This is a genomic window from Butyrivibrio proteoclasticus B316 (assembly GCF_000145035.1).
Taxonomy (GTDB): Bacteria; Bacillota; Clostridia; order Lachnospirales; family Lachnospiraceae; genus Butyrivibrio; species Butyrivibrio proteoclasticus.
In genome coordinates this window covers 640,297-660,026 of sequence record NC_014387.1, presented here as the reverse complement: position 1 = coordinate 660,026, position 19,730 = coordinate 640,297, and the positions used below count along the sequence as shown (strand labels likewise).

The window sequence follows — 19,730 nt, the reverse complement described above, 5'->3', positions numbered from 1 at the left end:
AGTCTTATTACTTGGCTCCCTTGCCAAAAAGAACTACTCCTACTGTCTTGAGCAAAATCTTGAAGTCTTCTGTAAGGCTCCAGTTATCTATATATCTAAGATCAAGCTTAACAACCTCATCAAAGTCCTCAATATCACTTCTACCACTGATCTGCCATAGTCCTGTAAGACCCGGAGTCATAGAAAGACGTCTTCTGTAATGCTCGTTGTACTGCTTGAATTCGTTCTCTGTCGGTGGTCTTGTTCCAACAAGGCTCATATCCCCCTTGAGAACATTGAGGAACTGCGGGAATTCATCAAGACTTGTCTTTCTGATGAACTTACCAACCTTGGTAACTCGTGGGTCGTTCTCCATCTTGAACATAAGTCCGTTCATCTCATTCTGAGCCTCGAGTTCTTTTTTGCGCTCCTCAGCATCTATATACATAGATCTGAATTTATAAATCTTGAATCGTCTTCCGTTCTTACCAATTCTAACCTGTGAGAAAAAGATAGGTCCGGGTGAATCAAGTTTGATAGCAGGTCCTAAGAAAACAGTAATAATACCTGTAAAAATAAGTCCTACAAGTCCACCAAGTATATCGATGATTCTCTTGATAAACAGTCTCTTGTAGCTGCTGCGGAACATGCTGTAAGAAATAACTGTGTAATCAAGGAAATCTCCAACTTCAGTAACAGCCTTGCCCACATCCGGAAGCTCGAGATTATAATGAGTTGTAACACCCATTTCTTCAAATCCCATAATGATATCTTCCATCTTGCGCTGCGGAATATTAGGTGTATTGATGAACACTTCGTCAAATGGATCTGTTATAAGTCTCTCTGTCAGGTTCTGGATACCATGATGAACATGAACTCCCTCGATGTACCAAGGCTCTGATGAGGAAGTGTTTTCGTCATCAACACAATAAGCTCTGACAATCTTGTAGCCGATTCCCTTGCTGTTCTTGATGAGCTTTTTGACAGTGCTCTCCATGAGCTCTTTCTCAGCAACGACTACAACTCTCTGAACATTCATATCGCTGGAAATATAGCCTCTGAAAAAATTCTTGAATATAACTCTCACAATCAGAGTCAGCAAAATGTCTGCCCAGATAAAATTCAAAACAACAAATCTTGAAAGTATCCTTGCCCAATCAAGGAAATAGACAACTGCAATAGACGCAAGCATCATAAATGCCACGAATCTGACCACATTAAGGAACTCGATTATGTATCCTCGCACGATAAAATCTCTGTTCCAGTCTGCCAGGAAAGTATATCCTGTACAAAAGAGAAGGAACAATACGCATACCATATAATGAAGCGTTTTGTCGCCCCAATCGTTATTGTCCTTGAATCTCAGCCATGAAAAGAACATGTACGACACGATAATGCACGCCATGTCAATTCCCCACAACACATAAGTCTGTAAAGTCCGGTATTTGTTACTCATTTTTCCCCATTCCTGTTACTAATTTTTCTTTTTTCAAATAAACATTGTACCATAATTATAAACATTGCCAAGTATACTGCAACAGATAATCCTCGTCTTTCGTATTCCATTCCTGCAATGTGGCTGTCATACTGATACATAGGCGTTTTGTCATCAACATAACCGATGAAAATATCACCTTTACTCTGAAGATCTGATACCTCCTCGCCAGTCAGATAAACGGCCTCCATACCAAGGCTCTTTCCGGTCTCATCCGCCTCTCTGTTTCCATATAGTGCAGATGGCTCATTTGTGCAAAGATAAAAGAGCATCATTCCGCAAATACCTGCTATGACGCCAATTGAAACAATTCTTCCAAGCTTTTTGGCAGTAAGGCTAGATATCTTAACCGAAAAAAGTTCTAACTGAAAACTGTTAAGCATCATCGAGCCCATAAATACATAAACAAAATTCTTAAAACCAAGATTATATAAAAGAGGCTCCCATATACCTATAAAAAGCATCCCCATAAGTACTGCAAGTTCCTGCATGTGGCCTGCCTTAAGGCTATTGTGGATAAACCACATGGTAAGAGCACTTATGACCAAAAATGCCACAATTCCCAGCTGTAAAAAGAGATACAGATGGGCCATATCAAGTCCATAAGTCTTCATAAGATGATGAGGATTATTCAGCCTAATGCCAAATAGAGAAACTGAATTATTCTCCCAGAAATATCTTGCGATAGAAAATCTTGTAGTAAAAAAAGTCCTATCTATCAGGTCAAATGTTTCATAAGGAAGAACTCTGTATAAGAGCTCCGGCATTACTATTGCCATGAGGCAGACAATAGGATATGAAGCATAGCAAACAATCTTTTCAAAAAGCCTCGGTCTGTCTAGTGAAGAAAACCAGTAATTAACAATCAAAAAGGCTATAGAGCCAAGCAGTCCTGTTCTGCTCCCCGAGAACTGAAAAATATAGAGATTAAACAAAAGCGCCAGAACTGAATATATAAGCAGTCTTATCTTATCTCCCTTAAGAGCTTTACTCACAAAATACATACACAGCATAGTCAGCATCAAAACGTTCATATGGAGAGTATTGGGATGGGCGTAACCGAGAGATTCCCTGAACATCAGGCCGACGCCTTCTCTTTCCTGCGGATAATAAATGCCATTAACAAATCCGAAAGTTCCGGTAAATACTCTGGTGAGGACAATAACACCTGCCACGATGATGCCGGTCTTAATAACCTTCATTACGCTGACACCTTTCATTCCAAGCATCATTGTAAAGCACACCAGAAGCCCTTTTTCACCGGTCTTTGCATAAACGATTCCAGAAAGCAGAAGAAATGCTGCACATATTGCATACTCTTTAAGGCTATACTTAGTAACAACCATCTTAAGAGCAAAAAGAAAAAGTCCCAGAAGCAGCGAAATATTATATACGGTCATCCCCTCGTATAATCCTGCCGCTCTGGCACCTATCATAATAGCAAATAGAGAAGGTATATGCCTTCTCCTATCTGCTGTCTGTTATCAATGAATCTCCCGGATAATCCAGTTCGTTCCATATTCATTTCCATCCCCAACCAAACACTTAATATCTGCTGTCGACTGCATAAGTCTTTTATCTAAATTTCTCGAGCAACATATAATACATGTACTTAACATTAGTTACAAAATATCTTTTCACAAGACGCCCAGGATCCTGGAACAATCTGTAAAGCCATTCAAAACCGATATTCTGGATCCACTTTGGAGCTCTTCTGATCGTACCTGCATGGAAATCAAAACCTGCTCCAACCCCCATCATCACGCCGTGGATCTGTCCCTTATGATCACGCATCCACTTCTCCTGCTTGGGTGCTCCAAGACCAATCCACACAATATCCGCATTTGCAGCATTTATCATATCAACATTGGCCTTATCCTCTTCAGGTGAAAGAGCTCTAAATGGCGGAGAATACATACCTTTTATATTAATATCAGGATATTTCGCAAGAAGATTTTCCTTAAGTGCATCAAGAGTTTCCTGTGATGCGCCGTAAAAATAATGTGAAATTCGGCCATCTGCAGTATTCTTGAACATATGATCCATGAAATCAGGACCTGCAACTCTCTCAGATAACTCAAAGCCCATCTTCTGTTGAAACTGTGCAATAGGATTTCCATCAGGAAAAGTAAAAGCAGAAGCATTCAAAACTCTTCTATAATCCTGATTCTCTTTACCCATAACAGAAGTATGTACATTTGAAAAACAGATATACTCTCCAGAAAGCTCATGGATATGGCGAATTACATGAAGAACAGCTTCCTCGGTTCTTGCCACAGCATAGTGAATTCCAAAAAGATCACAATGCTCACTTCGAACAGCCACAGGAATCGAAGCGTGATCATTAATATCACTTACAATTCCACTTCTGACCATGTATCCCAGACTATCAAGTGCCACATAAGGGTGAATGCCGTTTTTTTCCAGAATTTCAATGATCATGTTAGTCTTAGTTTCATCCGCTCCCTGTGGATAAATAAGAGCTTTCTTTGTCTTGCCATCTGCAATAAGTTCTATGATCCTGCTCTCCTCAGGATATGGAGCCCTGATCTCAAGAACCTTTTCCGATCCATCTCCATATTTATTAATGTAATGCCTTTTTAGGAGCATTCTGAAAACAAACTCGTAAACTGCGTCAATAACTACGATAGCAGGAATAACAAACCTTGATGAGTTAGTAGCCTGCTGGATAACATAAAGATAGATGATGATCGCTATAAACAATAATATTCTTCCCTTGATCACGGAAAAAACATTCTGGACCTTGTCCTGAGCCATGATTGAAGCACGTCTTGCATCGTACCCCATGAAAATAATAGCCTGGACAAGCACAATAAATACAAGAAGCGATACATATAAGCCATCATAAAAAGTAGTCCAGATACTGAACATTCTGGTATATCTGACGATGAGCGCAGTAAAGAAAGCCAGCACCAGTGCCAGCTCATCAAGTACAAATAATTTTTTCTTGGAAAAACGTCTTCCCATGCCCATCACTTCTTAAGTCCATCATTAGCGACAGCACACATATCGCAGGTGCTGCACTTATCCAATTCTTCCTTGGTAACCTTGCCATCGCGAAGGTCTCTTACTATCTTGTTCTCATACATAGAGTAAGGCTTCTTCATGAAAAGAGCCTTGAATTTGTGGCGGATAACCCACCAGGCAGGAACCCAGATATACTTGTGCATTGCAGGAGAAACAGAACCAATCATCCAACAATCCCTGTCACAGTGTCTGACTACGCTTCTGACTCTGTCAGCCTGTTCTGAATTCCACAGCTCATCCCAGCTCTGATTATTAAGATTACCCATTACCTCTTTATCCTTGGTTCCGTTACATGGCATAACATCTCCGTAAGGATCAATAAAGAAAGTATCGAAACTCATATCACATGGAAGAAGTCTCTTCTGGCCATAGATATAGTTGATAAGTCCGTGATTAAAATATGCCCTGAACCACTTCTTGGGGCTCTTTGACTTAAGGAGCATGTTGATAAGTTCCTCAAAGTGCTCTGCCACCATCGGTCTGTCGTGGATGATATTCTTGGCTTCAACGAAATAAAAGCTGTTGTGAAGTGAAGCTGTAGCAAACTCCATATCAAGCTCGTCAGAAAGCTTATAAAGCTCACACAGATCAGGTGCGTTCCTATCCTGAACCGTCATACCAAAGCCTACATCCTTAAGTCCCATTTCGCGGAGCTTTTTAAGAGTTGTGTATCCTCTGTTAAAGCCATCCGGAAGGCCTCTTATCTCATTATTAGTCTGCTCAAGGCCCTCGATTGATATTCTGATACCAACATCAGGGAATTCCTTGCACAGATCGATTATCTTATCTGTAAAAAAACCGTTTGTAGAAATAACGATCCTATCACTCTTTTTCCTGAGTTCTCTTACGATATCCTTGATATCCTCACGGATAAATGGCTCTCCGCCAGTAATATTTGTAAAATACATTGGTGGAAGCTTCTTGATCGTCTCTATTGAAATCTCGTCCTTAGGGTCAGATGGTGCCTTATATCTGTTGCACATATTGCAGCGGGCATTACATCTGTAAGTGACGATAACTGTTCCATTTAACTTCTTGGGCATTGCTATTCTCCATTACATTTCCATAAACTTACGCGCACACGCCATGCGCGCACATCCGCCTCCATTATAAAACAAGCGCTCCAACTTCTCAACATCTGTATTATTGGGAGTAATTCCTTCAATTGTGGAGAATTGTGGAAGAAATTTTTAATTGTGGAGAATTGTGGAGGATTGTGAAAGGTTTTTTTAATTGTGGGGAATTGTGGAAGATTGTGAAAGGATATTGTATAATACTTATAAAAAGATGAGGTTGTAATAATGAGCAAATTTGTTGAGATTAAAAATCCATACACATTGCAATTTAGCTATATTCCACCACAGTTCATAGAGCGAACTCTTATCACAAATGAGATAATCAATAACTTCATTCGCGACATTCCAACCTATCGCGGAATGTTTATAACCGGGGTCAGAGGATCCGGTAAGACCGTAATGTTAGGCGACATTCGCAACAAAATCGGCGAGCAGGATGACTGGATCACAGTAGATTTGAATCCTGAGAGCAATCTATTAGATTCTCTTGCACGTAATCTGTACCTGATTCCACAGTTAAAAACAATGTTTGTGAAGGCAAAGCTGGATTTCTCAGTTTTAGGGATAGGCGTCAGTATAGAAAGAGCAAGTCTTATAGCTTCCAACGAAGAGGATGCTCTAAAAATGATGCTCGATGTACTAAAAAAAGCTAAAAAGAAATTGCTAATTACAATCGATGAAATAACATACAGTAAGGATGTAGCCAAGTTTTCTCATGCTCTTTCATCCTATGCCGGAATGGACTACGATATTTACCTTTTAATGACTGGACTAAAAGAAAACATCAAAGCTATCAAAAACCAGAAATCCCTTACCTTCTTGTACAGAGCTAAGGTTACAGAACTTGAAGCCCTCAATGTTACTGCCATATGCAATGACTACCAGAAAACTCTTGAAGTAAGTCGTGAAAGAGCTGAGCAACTCGCTTTTAAAACAAAGGGATATTCTCTTGCATTTCAGGCACTTGGTTATCATTATTGGAACGAGATCTGCCGAGGGAGTAAACCTGATGATGTTGACATGAAGCATCTTGACAGCGAGTTAGATGAATCCTTATCAGAATTGTCCTACGACAAGATATGGGATGAACTGTCTGAAAGTGACAAAAAGGTCCTGTGGGCTATGAAGAAATTACATACCAATCTTGATTCTGCTCTGATAAAGGTAGAAGACATCAGAAAAGCTGCTGCCATGACATCCAATACTTTTACAACTTATAGAACGAGACTAATAGATAGCGGAGTTGTTGATGGTAAGCAGCATGGTTACTTATCCTTCAAGCTTCCACGTTTTGAAGAATTCATGAATCTAAAATTATATTAATCTAATAGATACGATATACGAATTGCTCACAGGCTTTATTATCTTCGCAATTTTATATATCTATATTTTCAATCATCACCGGAATCCCTGCTTGTACGCACTTTCTTACAAGCGGGGAGGCATCACCGTAGTAGCCGCTCCACTTATCCATGTAGCCAAGAGAAAATCCCTTTTCATCATAAATGCAGTTATCCGTAGTCTTTATTTTTTCTACAAGGTCTGTAAACTGCTTCCAAAGAGCTTCATCTATATTGGCAAGATCATTTAATATCTGCTCCTGAGGCACTATTATGGCACAGACTTTATCTCCTGAATCAGAAAATGTATCAAGAGCTCTTCTTATTTTTCCTATGCTCTTTCCTGTATCCCTTAAAAGAAATGCAATCGTTATATAATATATGATTGTTTTACGCCCAGCATACTTACCAAGAAACTGATTCCAGGCATTCATATCTGATTTGTCATCTTCATTGTTTATTCTGCCTGAATCATCCTCCGTTTCTGCACTTTTCTCAAAGCTCTCCACCTTCTGCTCCCAGTACATTCTGGTCTCGTCACCGCAGAGTTCTATCATCTTATCCACATAGAAACTGCGCATAGCATCTGAGCTGACTATAACTTTGTCAGCGTTAACAACTGCTTCCTGCTCAACCATAACAGACAGAGCTGTCCAGGCCTTGTCTCCCTTCTCAATAGGGGCATCAGCCTCAAAATAAGGAATATAAATAAGTTCGTCAGTAAAGTGCTGAAGATTTCCCGAGTAAAAGAACTCATGAACAGTCATGAAGGTACTAAAGCCATCATAAGGAACCTGAGTCACAATAACCTCAGGGTGAATAGTCTCAAAGTCAAATTTCTCGCAATCCTCTACCTGCACATACTCAGGGAAAAGAGCCCTCTCATCATGCCTCTCTCCTATATTTCCGTTGTAATCACTGTCATAATAGAAGATTGAAAGAACATGAACCTCATAGCCAGGATCATCCATATACTTCTTCCAGAGAGGCTCCATAGTTTTCCACCATTTAGCCTTACAGGGAAGAAATACAGCTTTTTTCTTAATTACCGCCCCACTATCTGCACAGCTTCCGCCTGCCATACTCTCAGCGTTGGGTAATGTATCTTTATCTACTGTCCTAGTCATGCGCATTATATAGCGCTGCACAGACCTAAGGAGTTCATTGGCATCAAGTGTATACCTGTAAGGATTGCGGCCAATATGCTCAGCCAGAATACTCTCCTGCCCGGAATAGACCGGATATTCGTGAACGCCTCCGCTCTTATTTACCCGCAAAAAATCTCCATATTCAAGGTCTAACAGTTCATCATATCTGGCATTAACGTTAAGATAAACATTTTCGAAAGGTAGTTCGACAATATCCTCATATAATTTTCTAGGAAAAATATGATCATTGTTGGGAATATAAAAAGGCATCAATGCCACGTTTCCACATTCCGTCACATCACATTCTGAATAAAGTCTTTCTGCCAAAAGTCTCAGTTTATTCTTAAGCTTATCATTTAGTGGAAGAACAACTTTATTTTCTTTTTCTATTTCTTTTAGCAAAAGATATAGCTCATGATTATTTACATCGGCCAGCTCAGCCAGTGTTAGAGCCTTTAACACTTTTCTTGTCCTTGCAACTCTGTCTTTTTCCTTATCTTCGTCTGGGTAAATTCCATCAAGAGGAAAAAGATCAATTCCAACAGTATATGGACAGCCATAATATTTCTCCATATGTTCAGGCCCAAAGTCAATAACATTGCAGTTTACTACTCTTCCGATAAGCTCCTCATATTCCTCATTATTAGAAAGTGTCAATACCTGAAAACTTTCAGGCAACTCTTTTTTAGCAACCTCAAAAAACCTGTTCCAATCATCTCTCATCATGCAAATGTCAAAGTCATCATCCCAGGGAATATATCCGCCGTGCCGCACGGTTCCAAGCAGTGTCCCATATTCCGCATACCACTTTAAATTATATTTATCACAAATCTGCACAACAAAAGAAAGGACCTTTAGCTGCGATGCCCAGTAGCGTTTCATCATACTGGTAACCAAAAAGCCCTCTCTTACCTCATCTTCAAAAAAAGATGCCGGAAACTTCAAATTGTCCAGATAACTTTTATCCATTATTTTCTAACTCATATATGAGTCACATTTGACAGCTGCCTCATTTTTCAGATAATCAAAATTCAATCTTTTGGCTGAAGATATGATTTCATCATAAGGTGTCTTTTTTCCAAACAGCAATGTAGTACCAAGAACAAAGCCGTCTACTCCATGAGGGGCATATTCTAACAGCCTTTCCGCTCCACATGCTCCATCCCAATATAATTCAAACTTCATTTTTGATCGAAGTTTTATCAGCTGTTCTATTTTTTCACCTACATAAGGTAAAAAGACCTGACTGGCATTTCCAGGATTTACCGCCATAACAAGAACTCTGTCAACAATCCTGAGCATTTCCTTGATTGTTTCAACACTAGTTCCAGGATTGATTGCTATACCAGGATGCATCTTGGCATCTGTAATCTTCTGAAGAGTAGTTGATGGATGATACTCTGCCTCCGGATGGATATAAACAGTGTCGCCCGGTCTAAGTCTTTTTAGGAAAAGTTCTATGTTCCTTCTAGGATGTTCAATCATAAGATGGACATCAAGTGGCTTCGTACTTACTTTGGCAATATACGCCATGTCATAAAGTGACATGGCAAAATTATCAACATAACGGCCATCCATGATGTCAATGTGAAAGGAATCAATACCAGCTTCCTCCAAAGTCTTAACTTCCCGCTCCAGATTACCATAGTCAGCACACATCATGGACGCACATAATTTGAAGTCTTTTTTTGTACCACCCATAAGCCAGTTCCCTCTGAGAAAAAATAGCATTTTGAACTTTATGTCCAAAAATGTATAATCAATAATAGAAACATCCTTATTCGTTATTAAGTATATTTTACCATATATTTTGTACACTTGGTAACTATTAGAACTGGGAGACAAACACTATGATTCAGATTCCAGAAAGCTTCTTTAGCTCAGAAAAAAGACTAGACTTTGAAATATCGGAAACCATGAAAAAAGCCTGGGCAATTCAGCTTACAGTTCTTGATAAGATACTTGAAGTAGCTGAGCATAACCACATTAAGGTATGGCTTGACTACGGCTCACTTCTAGGAGCAGTACGTCACAAGGGCTATATTCCCTGGGATGATGATATAGATATTTGTCTCATGCGCAAGGACTACGTTATTTTTCTAATGGCACTAAAGCGAGAGCTTCCTGAATATTTCAGAGTGTACAGCATATACACTACTCCTTCTTACAATCAGCCCAAAGCCTTCGTAGCAAACAGGGCTCATGTCGATAACGGAAATGATCCAAAAGAAAAAGAAATAACTGATATATTCTTTGGCCTTCCATATGTTGCCGGCGTTGACGTATATCCTCTTGACTACGTGCCTAGTGATCCTGACCAGGCAAATCTCATCAGAAACATATACATAGCAGTATACGACCTGGCTTTTTCTTACGATCAGTACAAGGAAAGTGGAGAACTTGAAAGCTATATCTCTCAAATTGAAGAACTCTTGGCAGTTTCTATTCCAAGAGATGATAGTGCAAAAGAGGCCCTTTGGAAACTGGCAGATGGTGTTGCTACCATGACAAAGAAAAAAGAAAGTGACTCTATTCTCTGGTATCCTGACATGGCAATGCGAACCACTGATATGAGAAGGCCTCTTGAAGCCTACAGTGAAACAATAATTACAGATTTTGAAATGTTAAAAGTCCCTATTCCCAAGGGATATCATGATGTTCTTCTTGCTGGTTATTACGAAGACTATATGACTCCAATACAGCAGCCGCCTGCCCATGAGTATCCTTTCTACAAAGAGCAGCAGGACTGGATTGATAGATGCAAAAAGCTCAGCTAATTCACTGAGCTTTTATATATCATAATTTGCTATCATAACTGGTTTCTTTTGTGCGATAAATTCCTGAACTATAGGAGAGGAACTGCCATAATAGGCATCAAACCCGTACACTATATTTCTCATTCCAATTTCTGTTTTAAATTCTTTAGAATGATCACAAATAGATATATTGAACTGCTCAGCAAGATTATTCACCAGCTTGCAATCTACGGAATTTGCATCTGAAAATATTGATATCTCAACTTCTATTTTATCTGAATTATCTTTAAATATCTGCAATCTTGAACGAATGGACTCTTCGAAGTTCATTCTATGCTCATAATATTCATATGGTGAAATACCATAGAGTATTCTTTTGGGCTTTGGTCCACGCTGCCCATTGGGAGTCGCTTTCTTCTGACAAATATATGCTTTCCTTACAATAACTTTCTTTTCCCAATATGACCTGTCTGTTCCCTCTGCAAATCTAGTCAGTACGTCCACATAATGCTTTTTTATGTTTTCCGACTGAACATAAATTGTATCTGCATATATTGGTGCAGGCATTGTCACATAAAAGTCCATAATGCGCATATCAGGCAGATCATCATCAGAATACTCACTCACAGGTCCAAGTGGAATGTAAATAAGCTCCTTGGTAAATTTACGCAGATTCTCCGAATAATAATATGGCGAAACAGTAAGTAGCGGATTCCATGCATCATATGGACTCTGAATGTATATTCTGTCAGGATAATGATCCTCAAGGTTATAATCTGTAAATCCTGTCAAAACAACATTTTCAAGGTTTAATCTGCTGCCTTCACTGGCATTTCCGTTCTTTTCTAAATTTTCAAGTATATTAACATAGTCCTCAAAATGCTCAGCTTCAATGATTTCTTCATCAGAAGCAAAAACCCGTCCGTAAATATCCTTGTGCATAAGAGGCAGTGGTACCACATACACATCTGTATCAGGGCTCTCACACTCTTTTACAAAAAAATCCTCAAGACTTCTCCATTCAGATACACCAATCGGCAAAAAAAGGACTTCTCTTTTACCATTTGCTCTGGTCAAAGCCTCTGGCCTTGCAAGCATCTCCTTATCAAAAGAAAATACTGGTAGCGTGGCACCCGTTTCTTCTTTAAAGGCTTTCCTCTGACTATCAAATGAAGGATAATCATGTCCTGCAACGCCTTTTCTTATGACATTGTAATCACCGTAGCGAGATGACAAAATCCTATTATATTGCGCAGGCACAGGAATAGCTGTATCTTCAAAGGGAAGATACACCACCTCACTATATAATTCCTTATCCTCTCCTGGCACGCCTTTAAGTCCCCAGGGAAATAGCTGGCTAACCTTGTCACTCTCTTCAGGAGGCACTTCAGCCATTTTTGCTTCTGCTTTTTTATATAGCGCGATTGCCTTTTGTCTGTTTTCTTCGCTTATAGAAGCTGTGCCTTCATTATCTGTACCTCTGATATAGCTCTCAGCCTCCACCAAAAGATGCATGATCTCATCACATCTTTTCTTTTCCCTTTCCGGATCTTTGTACAAATAATCTTTAACAAAAATATCAACACTTGAAAGCCACGGAAAATTGTAGGTCTCTGTAAGAAAAGTTTCATCAAAGCAGATATGCTGGTTATTAACTACTCGAGACAAAAAAAGCCAATGATTCTGGTGGCTTTCGTAGTCATGAATACAGTAGTTACTGGGAAGCTCACTGTTACACACCTTCCTGAAACGAACATAATCATCTCTAAGCATGCAGATGTCAAGGTCATCATCCCAAGGAACAAATCCTCCATGACGAACTGCTCCCAGAATACTTCCCCAATCAGCAAAATACTTAATATTATATTTACGACATACTTTATCAATCTCCGATAAAACATCCAACGCCGCTGCCCAGGACTGTTTTACCGCAGTTGGTATATAGAAGCCATTTCTTATTTCGTCTCTAAAGAAATCTATACCGTGTTTAATCATTTATCCTCTATTGCCGTCACCTGTCATTATCAAAAATCCAATAACACCCTGATTCTATCCTCATACCTGAAAGCATCCTCAATTCTGGCACGTCCAGCTGCTGCAATCTGCCGACGTAGTTCCTCGTGAGACAGATAGAAGTTTGCCTTGGAAATCGCATCTTCTATAGATTCGTACATTACGCATTCATCTCCATCAAGGAAATACTCCGCAAGCTCGCTTTGATAGCTGGACAAAAGAAATCCTCCACAGCCCATAACATCCAATGCCCTGAGCGGAATTCCGGAACGATTGGCCTTAAGGACAGGACAAAGATTTACCTTACTTGCTGCAAAAACCTGAGGCATTTCTTTTAGATAATCTACGGGCCCACAAAACTCTACATTTCCAAGGAGTCTCTTTTCATCCTCAGATAACTCAAACGTGTAGAGCCTGACCTGATGCCTTTTACCAAGAATTGATAAAAGAGTCATTCTCTCAAGATGTGTAACATGCGAAGCCACCGCCCAGGCAAGTTCCTGTTTGCTGATCTGAATGGCCTTATCTGACAAACTCTTATAGCGCTTTCTCACGCTCTCTGCAAACTCTTCTGTTATCACATCATCAACAATATAACCTCCATATAGTTCCATCTGAATCTTGACTACGCTGTCAATGAACCCCTTCTGATAATCGTCCATGTGGGCCATAAGTGCAGGCAGCATTGATTCATAGAGTTTCCCAACAAAAGAAATCTCACAGCAATACTTCTTTTCATCGACCTTTATCTGCCTAAGCCTGTCCACATTTACAGCAAGAGGTAAATAATAAACATTGTCCAGCCCTAATGCTTTGTACTTCTCATAGTCTGCTCTTGCAAAAAAATAGATTTTATTGCAGGAATAATCCATGCACTCAGCTGTTGGCAGATTAGGCGGAGAATCAAAGAACCAGGAGACATATTTTATATCATGTTTTTTGCATACCTTGGACACAACAGGCCAGAAGTTCGTCGTAATCACCAGATCGTAACTGAAGCTCCTAAGATCTCTTTCCATACGGGTTGCAAATCTATCATCATCATATTTGTCCACGCCCTCTCTATAGAGCACATTAGTACAATGATGTCCCATCTTCTCAAGATAGTACACCAGATCACTTTGGATATATGAATTTAGGAAGTCGTAAAGTAGGATGTTCATTGTTTTACCACGCTAGTTATATCTTTGCATTTTTTATGAAGCTGCATCATCATGGCGAGGCTACTCCATATCTCCTGTCACATTCTTTTAATATTTCCAGATCCAACCCAGAAATTCTATCCACAATATAATTATTCGCATCATAGGGAATTGTAATTATCTGCTTTTTTAAAGCTTGCAAATTGCTTAACAACTCTCTTTCATGCATTCCGACATTATCAAAATATTTTTTTATATTCTTCTTATCCGCTCCAAGGCTTGCAATCTGGTCATACAGACACCGATTAACTGCATAAGAATAGACATTTACCATCATAAATTCACAGGCAGCCTTACATCCTTCGTAAGCAGGTAATTCATGGCACTTCTCATAAGTGCCTTTCATCGCTCTATATACCGCATCATAGTACTTATCCATATCCATCATCTTGGTATTGGAACCGGCAGTATCACTGTAGTTGTAAAAGATTTCTTTAACTGTCTCTATCCTTTTCCCCTTAAGAAGCAGATAGATAAATACCTCAAGATCTTCAAGGGCAGCCATATTCTTCTGCATCCGCAGGGGCGGATTCTCAAAAAGCTCGCGCCTGAAAATCCTGGTTACCAGATACCCTCCGGAAGCTATCAGTATTGACCTCTTACTATCATCAAGCTCTCCCGTAAGATCATCTCCTGTTTTCAGCAAAGCCTTATCTGTAGCCTCAGCATAGAACCCCGAATCCACCATGTCTGCTCCGGTTTCTATTGCCCTGTTATAAAGCTTTTCGTACATAGTGGGTGCCACAAAGTCATCCGCGTCAGCCATGCCTATAAATTCGCCAGTAGCTGCGTCCAGGCCAAGGCTCCTTGCACCGCCGCATCCAAGGTTCTCTTTGCTGTCAACAACTATAACCTTGTCCGGAAATGCAGCCTTACAACGATTGCAAATTTCAAGCGTATCATCCTTGGAGGCGTCATTAACCACAATAACTTCGATATCCTGAAGAGTCTGATTTACAAGACTTCCAAGGCATCTTGCAAGTGTATCGTGACTATTATATGCAGGAACTACAACGCTTACTTTCTTCATATATGTCCTCACTTATATATGACATGCATTTGAACATATCTTTCTATCTTATATTTTATCATATTATCATTATTGAATTATCGTATTTTTAAACATCGCTTAATCTGCTATTATTAATATATAGTCACCAATTATTATTTAGGAGAATATCTATGGATTTGGAAGAAAGATTATCGCAGCTTGAAAATCTGGTTTCAGCTCAAAGTAATCTAATGATTGAAAATCATGGAAAGCTATCAGAATTATTGTGGGCAAATGTTTATCATGATTCCATCAGGGGATGCTCATGGTTTCCTGAAGGAGGTCTTCCATGTTGGCCAGGTAGAGGTGCAGTTGGCTATCAGTATATGTATGTCATGTTCAGAATATTAAATGAGTTACAACCGCAAAGTATTCTGGAACTTGGAATGGGTCAATCCACAAGACTTATAGGCCAATATATCAAAACTCGCGATAATGCCAAAGACTATATTCACTACTGTGTTGAACACGATGAAAACTGGGCAAATATCTTTTCCACCCAATTTGAGCTGGATAAATCCCGTTCAGAAGTAGTTATTCTTCCTCTTGATAAAGTATCTTTCACAGATGAACAAAATAATATCCGTGATACCATCATATACAAGGGATTTTTTGAACACTTCAATAGTAAGACTTTCGACATAATATCCATAGACGGCCCATTTGGATTCGGTGATCCTCTTTTTTCACGTATAGATACTATAGACATCCTCCCACATTGTCTGAATGATAACTTCTGCATAATAGTAGATGATTGTCAAAGAGATGGCGAACGCAATACCGCAGAAGCTATGATAGCCAAGCTACAGGAATATGGCGTTGACTGTGAATATACTGTATACGCAGGCGAAAAAGAGATGTACATAATAACATCCAAATCCTGGTCATTTCTATGTAATATGTAAAACACCTTTGGCAAGAAAGGATCTACTCGTGAATCTTGGAGAACTCATCTTTCAAACTCATGAACTGACAAATTCTCTTTTATCAGGCAGTACTGTTCTAGATAGTAGTGCCCAGAGGGAAGCTGCGGTCGTGATTGTCTCCACCATCAAAAACCATCTAAGTAATGCTCAGAATCAGGAAGAACTTGCTTCTCTTGAAGGTCTATTGCAAGACACAGAGCTTAATATCTCTGATTTTTATGTACTAGCAAACTCTGCGCTTATCAAATATGCAGCTACAATTGCTGGCCAAATAGATTCCTACAAAAGCCTTATTACCGCCAAAGAAAAAACAATAAGTAGCCTGAATGAACATTTAGAATACATCAACAATATAATTTCCGCATACCATCTTCGTTATCCGAATGGATCTGACAGATTTAAAGGAAAAGGCGTTATATACACAGCTATTACCGGAGGCTATGATTCTGTCATAGAACCTATAGCACTTGATAGCTTTGACTATATTCTTCTCACTGATCATGAGCATTATGGCTATCAAGGGAAATGGCAGGTCAGAGTTGTGGATAATTCCAATAATCTGTCGCCCAAGATGTTTGCACGTTATCTCAAAATGCATCCTCACGAATTCCTATCAGATTATGACTATTCCATCTATGTAGATGGCTGTATGAAAATCATAGGCAACTTTTCAGACTTCATCGCTACCTATCGAAAAAAAAGCGGAATGATCTGCTTTCCTCACCATGAGTCCAAAGACCTCCTGGAAGAAGCTGCAAACATCATAGACAACAACAGAGGCTCTCAGGATGAGTTGGTAGCACAAATCCATAGATATCAGACCGAAGGCTACGTAGGAAAAGGATTTGTAATAGAATCCGGATGTTTGGTTCGTGAGCATTATGACGAATCATTATATAAAGTAATGGATGATTGGTGGAATGAGCTTTGCAAATATGAACATGGAAGAGATCAGATGAGCTTCGACTACGCATGCTGGAAAAATAGCTACGAATATGATATTTGTGACCTTCCCGTATACAAAAACCCTTTCTGTGAAGTCATGCAAGTCCATTAGTTAATAACTCTTTTCGGATTGGAGCGTTATCAAATGACAATATACATACTTGCTCCTCAAAATAGAAAAAGCGGCGGAGCTGAATTATCTCATCAATTATGTAGTGCCATAAACAAACTAAGCGATATTCAGGCATACATGTGCTATGTAGACCTGGAGGCTCCCTTCGACAAAGCACTGGGAGTAGACGTGCCAGCACCTGATGCCTATGAAGTCTATGAAACTCAGCATATAACAGGTGACTCAGAGCTCAATAGTCCGGACAGCGTCATTGTTTTCCCTGAAGGTCTCACCCTTAGTATGCCCTATTATCCTCTTGCCAAGAAAGTCCTCTGGTGGATGAGTGTTGACAACTATATCATTTCTACGAACGAATCCAATATGCCATTTATCAGAGACAACATACTTCTTCACCTGTACCAGTCTTACTATTCCAAGGATTATGTTGAAAAGAAAATCCCAAACGCCAATGGTCTCTATCTCTCTGACTATATAAATGATCAGCATGGCAAATTCATATACCCAGCAGAGTTTAGAGAAAACATCGGGCTCTACAACCCAGCCAAAGGTTATGAAGATATAAAACCACTGCTTGAAAAAGCCTCATGGCTTAGATGGGTACCACTGACAGGCCTAGATATCCCTCACATGGTCCTCATGATGGAAGCTGGTAAGGTCTACGTTGACTTTGGCAATCATCCAGGAAAAGACAGAATTCCCCGCGAGGCTGCTGCCGACGGATGCTGCGTAATAACCAATAAAAAAGGAGCCGCCGCCTTTGAAGGTGACGTCCCCATTCCTGAACAATATAAATTTGAATCTCCAGCTGAAAGCTTAGATGAGATCGATGCTCTTCTACATGACATCTGTGACAATTTCGCTGACCATCAGTCTCGTTTCGAAGATTATCGCAAAATGATAGCATCTGAAAAAGATGCCTTTTATTCTGATGTCTCAAGCTTTATAGAGCACTGTAAAAATCTATAACTAGACCATTTCAGCTATCATCTTGGATAGCTTTATCGCTCCAGCTGTATTAAGATGATCGTAATCCTCGAAATCTTCTATATCAAACATTTCCTCATCGTTGAAATCCACATAATTAATCTCATGAGGCATTTCATTTAGTATGCTCAAAGTTTCTGTTTTATATCTTGTGTCAATCTTATTAAGGTACTCTTTTGTCGCAGGCATAATCATAACATATATCTTTATTCCGCTGTGAGCAAGGATATTAAACGCCTTATATAAAAGTTCCACATTTTCTTTAAAGGTTTCAACATGTTCAAGATGCTTGTTCTGTAATCTTGCTCTTTCTCCACCGTAGTAATCACGTTCTTGCTGCGAGATGTTAAGCCATCCTCCTGCTTCTTCTATCACACCGCCCTTTTCTTCTCTTTTGACACATTCATTATAGTATCGCGGATTATTCATAAAAAACTCATGGTAATACTCAATAAACTCAGGATCTGACACCCGCGCCACAGCGCTCTCCTTCTGTTCTTCAGTAGCGCTATAATGTCTCAACGCCTTAAATAATGGATAATAAATGTCCAGGCAGCGATTCCCAAATTGTGTGTGTGACAGATCATAAAAAAGGCTGTAATAGCCAAAGACAAATATCCACTTTTTAACTATATGATTTTTATCATTCTGTAGTATTTTCAGAAGATGATGAACATCATAATACAAATCCTGTGAATGCATAGCAAGATTAATTGTAGGTTCTTTTATGTAATTAGTCTCAATAGCATCCAGGCCATAACTCAGTCCGCATATTATATTAGAAGCCTTAACCTTACCACTTGAAAAAAGCCAGTGCATACTTTCAAGATAACAGTAATCATAATTTTGGGACAATCTTTCATCAATTATCATTTTACCTATTTCTCCGCTATCTAATCCCAATTTATAGGCTCATTGACACCTGATATTATTCGCGTTCTATGCTTGAATGCATAACTGATTCGCATAATGTTCTTACGATCACGCCCCAGGATAAAACAATCTGCTTGTGCTATCATTCTCTCGTCATCGTTTTCTTCTATTCCGCATAACGCAATACTGAGATTTCTTTTAGCACAAAGTCCGTCAATTATTTCACTAAGCGAAGCAGCAAGAATCTCTTCATCGGATTCACACCTATAGTAGCAAAGAGTTAGTTTGGCTGCACCATCCGAAAATCGCGCAACAAACTGTTCAAGAATCTTCCCAAATGTAGAATAATCTGTTTCAATATCGAAAAATGCCAAATAACTTGGCTGCAAATTTTGCTTTGGGCTTTTTTCCCAATTATTATTCCAGTACTTTTGGACAAAAACTTCCGGCTCTCCCTGCATATCCTCCTTTATCTCAAGAAGTCTCTCTTTAGAGAACTCCCACCAGGATATCTCCTGCAATTTCTGAGCTGTATCTTCATCAAATCTGTTTTTTATCTGCCTGGCGGGATTTCCAGCCCAGATGGTGTATGGTGGAACATCCTTGGTCACTACACTTCCCGCGCCGATAACTGCACCATTACCTATAATCACGTCAGCAATGATTGTTACATTATTTCCAATCCACACATCATTGCCAATTATGACCATTCCTTTTTCCTTCATAAATCTATGGTTTTGTCCCACTTTTTTTCTATAGTC

At 39.4% G+C, this 19,730-nt stretch carries 15 protein-coding genes and 1 pseudogene; 5 read left to right on the top strand and 11 right to left on the bottom strand.

What is annotated here, in order from left to right; translation table 11 throughout:
* Positions 1 to 7: 7 nt before the first annotated feature.
* The 4 genes from BPR_RS02640 to BPR_RS02625 all read right to left on the bottom strand — a co-directional run bounded on the left by BPR_RS02640 (position 8) and on the right by BPR_RS02625 (position 5,565).
* Complete coding sequence (locus tag BPR_RS02640) at positions 8 to 1,435, bottom strand: sugar transferase (RefSeq protein WP_013279919.1); 1,428 nt, start codon at positions 1,433 to 1,435, stop codon at positions 8 to 10.
* Positions 1,432 to 2,910 (bottom strand): polysaccharide biosynthesis protein, encoded by a 1,479-nt coding sequence (locus tag BPR_RS02635; RefSeq protein WP_013279918.1) that lies wholly within the window; start codon positions 2,908 to 2,910, stop codon positions 1,432 to 1,434. Before BPR_RS02635 ends, BPR_RS02640 begins: the two co-directional genes overlap by 4 nt.
* Positions 2,911 to 3,049: 139 nt before the next feature.
* Positions 3,050 to 4,462, bottom strand: coding sequence for a WecB/TagA/CpsF family glycosyltransferase (locus tag BPR_RS21200; RefSeq protein ID WP_242662186.1), 1,413 nt, complete (start codon positions 4,460 to 4,462; stop codon positions 3,050 to 3,052).
* Positions 4,463 to 4,467: 5 nt separating this feature from the next.
* Positions 4,468 to 5,565 (bottom strand): radical SAM protein, encoded by a 1,098-nt coding sequence (locus tag BPR_RS02625; protein WP_013279916.1) that lies wholly within the window; start codon positions 5,563 to 5,565, stop codon positions 4,468 to 4,470.
* Between the two features lie 258 nt (positions 5,566 to 5,823).
* Between BPR_RS02625 and BPR_RS02620 the strand changes: the two genes are divergently transcribed.
* Positions 5,824 to 6,921 (top strand): ATP-binding protein, encoded by a 1,098-nt coding sequence (locus BPR_RS02620; protein WP_013279915.1) that lies wholly within the window; start codon positions 5,824 to 5,826, stop codon positions 6,919 to 6,921.
* Between the two features lie 52 nt (positions 6,922 to 6,973).
* Here the strand turns inward: BPR_RS02620 and BPR_RS02615 are convergent, their stop codons facing one another.
* Together BPR_RS02615 and BPR_RS02610 are read right to left on the bottom strand one after the other, a co-directional pair.
* Positions 6,974 to 9,055 (bottom strand): LicD family protein, encoded by a 2,082-nt coding sequence (locus BPR_RS02615; RefSeq protein WP_013279914.1) that lies wholly within the window; start codon positions 9,053 to 9,055, stop codon positions 6,974 to 6,976.
* Between the two features lie 6 nt (positions 9,056 to 9,061).
* A complete protein-coding gene (locus tag BPR_RS02610) occupies positions 9,062 to 9,787 on the bottom strand; it encodes a ribulose-phosphate 3-epimerase (RefSeq protein ID WP_013279913.1) in 726 nt (241 codons plus the stop codon).
* 149 nt (positions 9,788 to 9,936) lie between these two features.
* On the opposite strand from BPR_RS02610, the gene BPR_RS02605 reads away from it, so the two are divergent.
* Positions 9,937 to 10,863: a LicD family protein gene (locus BPR_RS02605; protein ID WP_013279912.1), complete on the top strand. Its 927-nt coding sequence runs from the start codon at positions 9,937 to 9,939 to the stop codon at positions 10,861 to 10,863.
* Between the two features lie 12 nt (positions 10,864 to 10,875).
* Here the strand turns inward: BPR_RS02605 and BPR_RS02600 are convergent, their stop codons facing one another.
* Genes BPR_RS02600 through BPR_RS19535 form a run of 3 tightly spaced genes read right to left on the bottom strand, consistent with a single transcriptional unit; the run spans position 10,876 to position 15,087 of the window.
* Complete coding sequence (locus BPR_RS02600; RefSeq protein WP_013279911.1) at positions 10,876 to 12,837, bottom strand: LicD family protein; 1,962 nt, start codon at positions 12,835 to 12,837, stop codon at positions 10,876 to 10,878.
* 29 nt (positions 12,838 to 12,866) lie between these two features.
* Positions 12,867 to 14,018, bottom strand: coding sequence for a CgeB family protein (locus tag BPR_RS02595; protein WP_013279910.1), 1,152 nt, complete (start codon positions 14,016 to 14,018; stop codon positions 12,867 to 12,869).
* Positions 14,019 to 14,067: 49 nt separating this feature from the next.
* Positions 14,068 to 15,087: a glycosyltransferase family 2 protein gene (locus tag BPR_RS19535; RefSeq protein WP_013279909.1), complete on the bottom strand. Its 1,020-nt coding sequence runs from the start codon at positions 15,085 to 15,087 to the stop codon at positions 14,068 to 14,070.
* Between the two features lie 152 nt (positions 15,088 to 15,239).
* On the opposite strand from BPR_RS19535, the gene BPR_RS02585 reads away from it, so the two are divergent.
* From BPR_RS02585 to BPR_RS02575, 3 genes are read left to right on the top strand one after another with little or no spacing between them, the layout of a single operon-like run.
* The gene (locus tag BPR_RS02585) at positions 15,240 to 16,013 is read left to right on the top strand and encodes a class I SAM-dependent methyltransferase (RefSeq protein ID WP_013279908.1); all 774 of its coding nucleotides are present in this window, start codon (positions 15,240 to 15,242) and stop codon (positions 16,011 to 16,013) included.
* A 7-nt stretch (positions 16,014 to 16,020) separates the two neighbouring features.
* On the top strand, positions 16,021 to 17,091 hold the full coding sequence (locus BPR_RS02580) for a glycosyltransferase domain-containing protein (RefSeq protein WP_013279907.1): 1,071 nt from the start codon (positions 16,021 to 16,023) through the stop codon (positions 17,089 to 17,091).
* A gap of 33 nt (positions 17,092 to 17,124) precedes the next feature.
* Positions 17,125 to 18,078, top strand: coding sequence for a hypothetical protein (locus tag BPR_RS02575; protein WP_013279906.1), 954 nt, complete (start codon positions 17,125 to 17,127; stop codon positions 18,076 to 18,078).
* Here BPR_RS02575 and BPR_RS02570 read toward each other — a convergent pair whose 3' ends face one another.
* Positions 18,079 to 18,969, bottom strand: coding sequence for a hypothetical protein (locus BPR_RS02570; protein WP_013279905.1), 891 nt, complete (start codon positions 18,967 to 18,969; stop codon positions 18,079 to 18,081). It abuts the gene before it with no gap.
* A 541-nt stretch (positions 18,970 to 19,510) separates the two neighbouring features.
* Positions 19,511 to 19,685 (bottom strand): annotated as a pseudogene (locus BPR_RS21620) (DapH/DapD/GlmU-related protein); the annotation flags it as partial.
* Positions 19,686 to 19,730 lie beyond the last annotated feature (45 nt).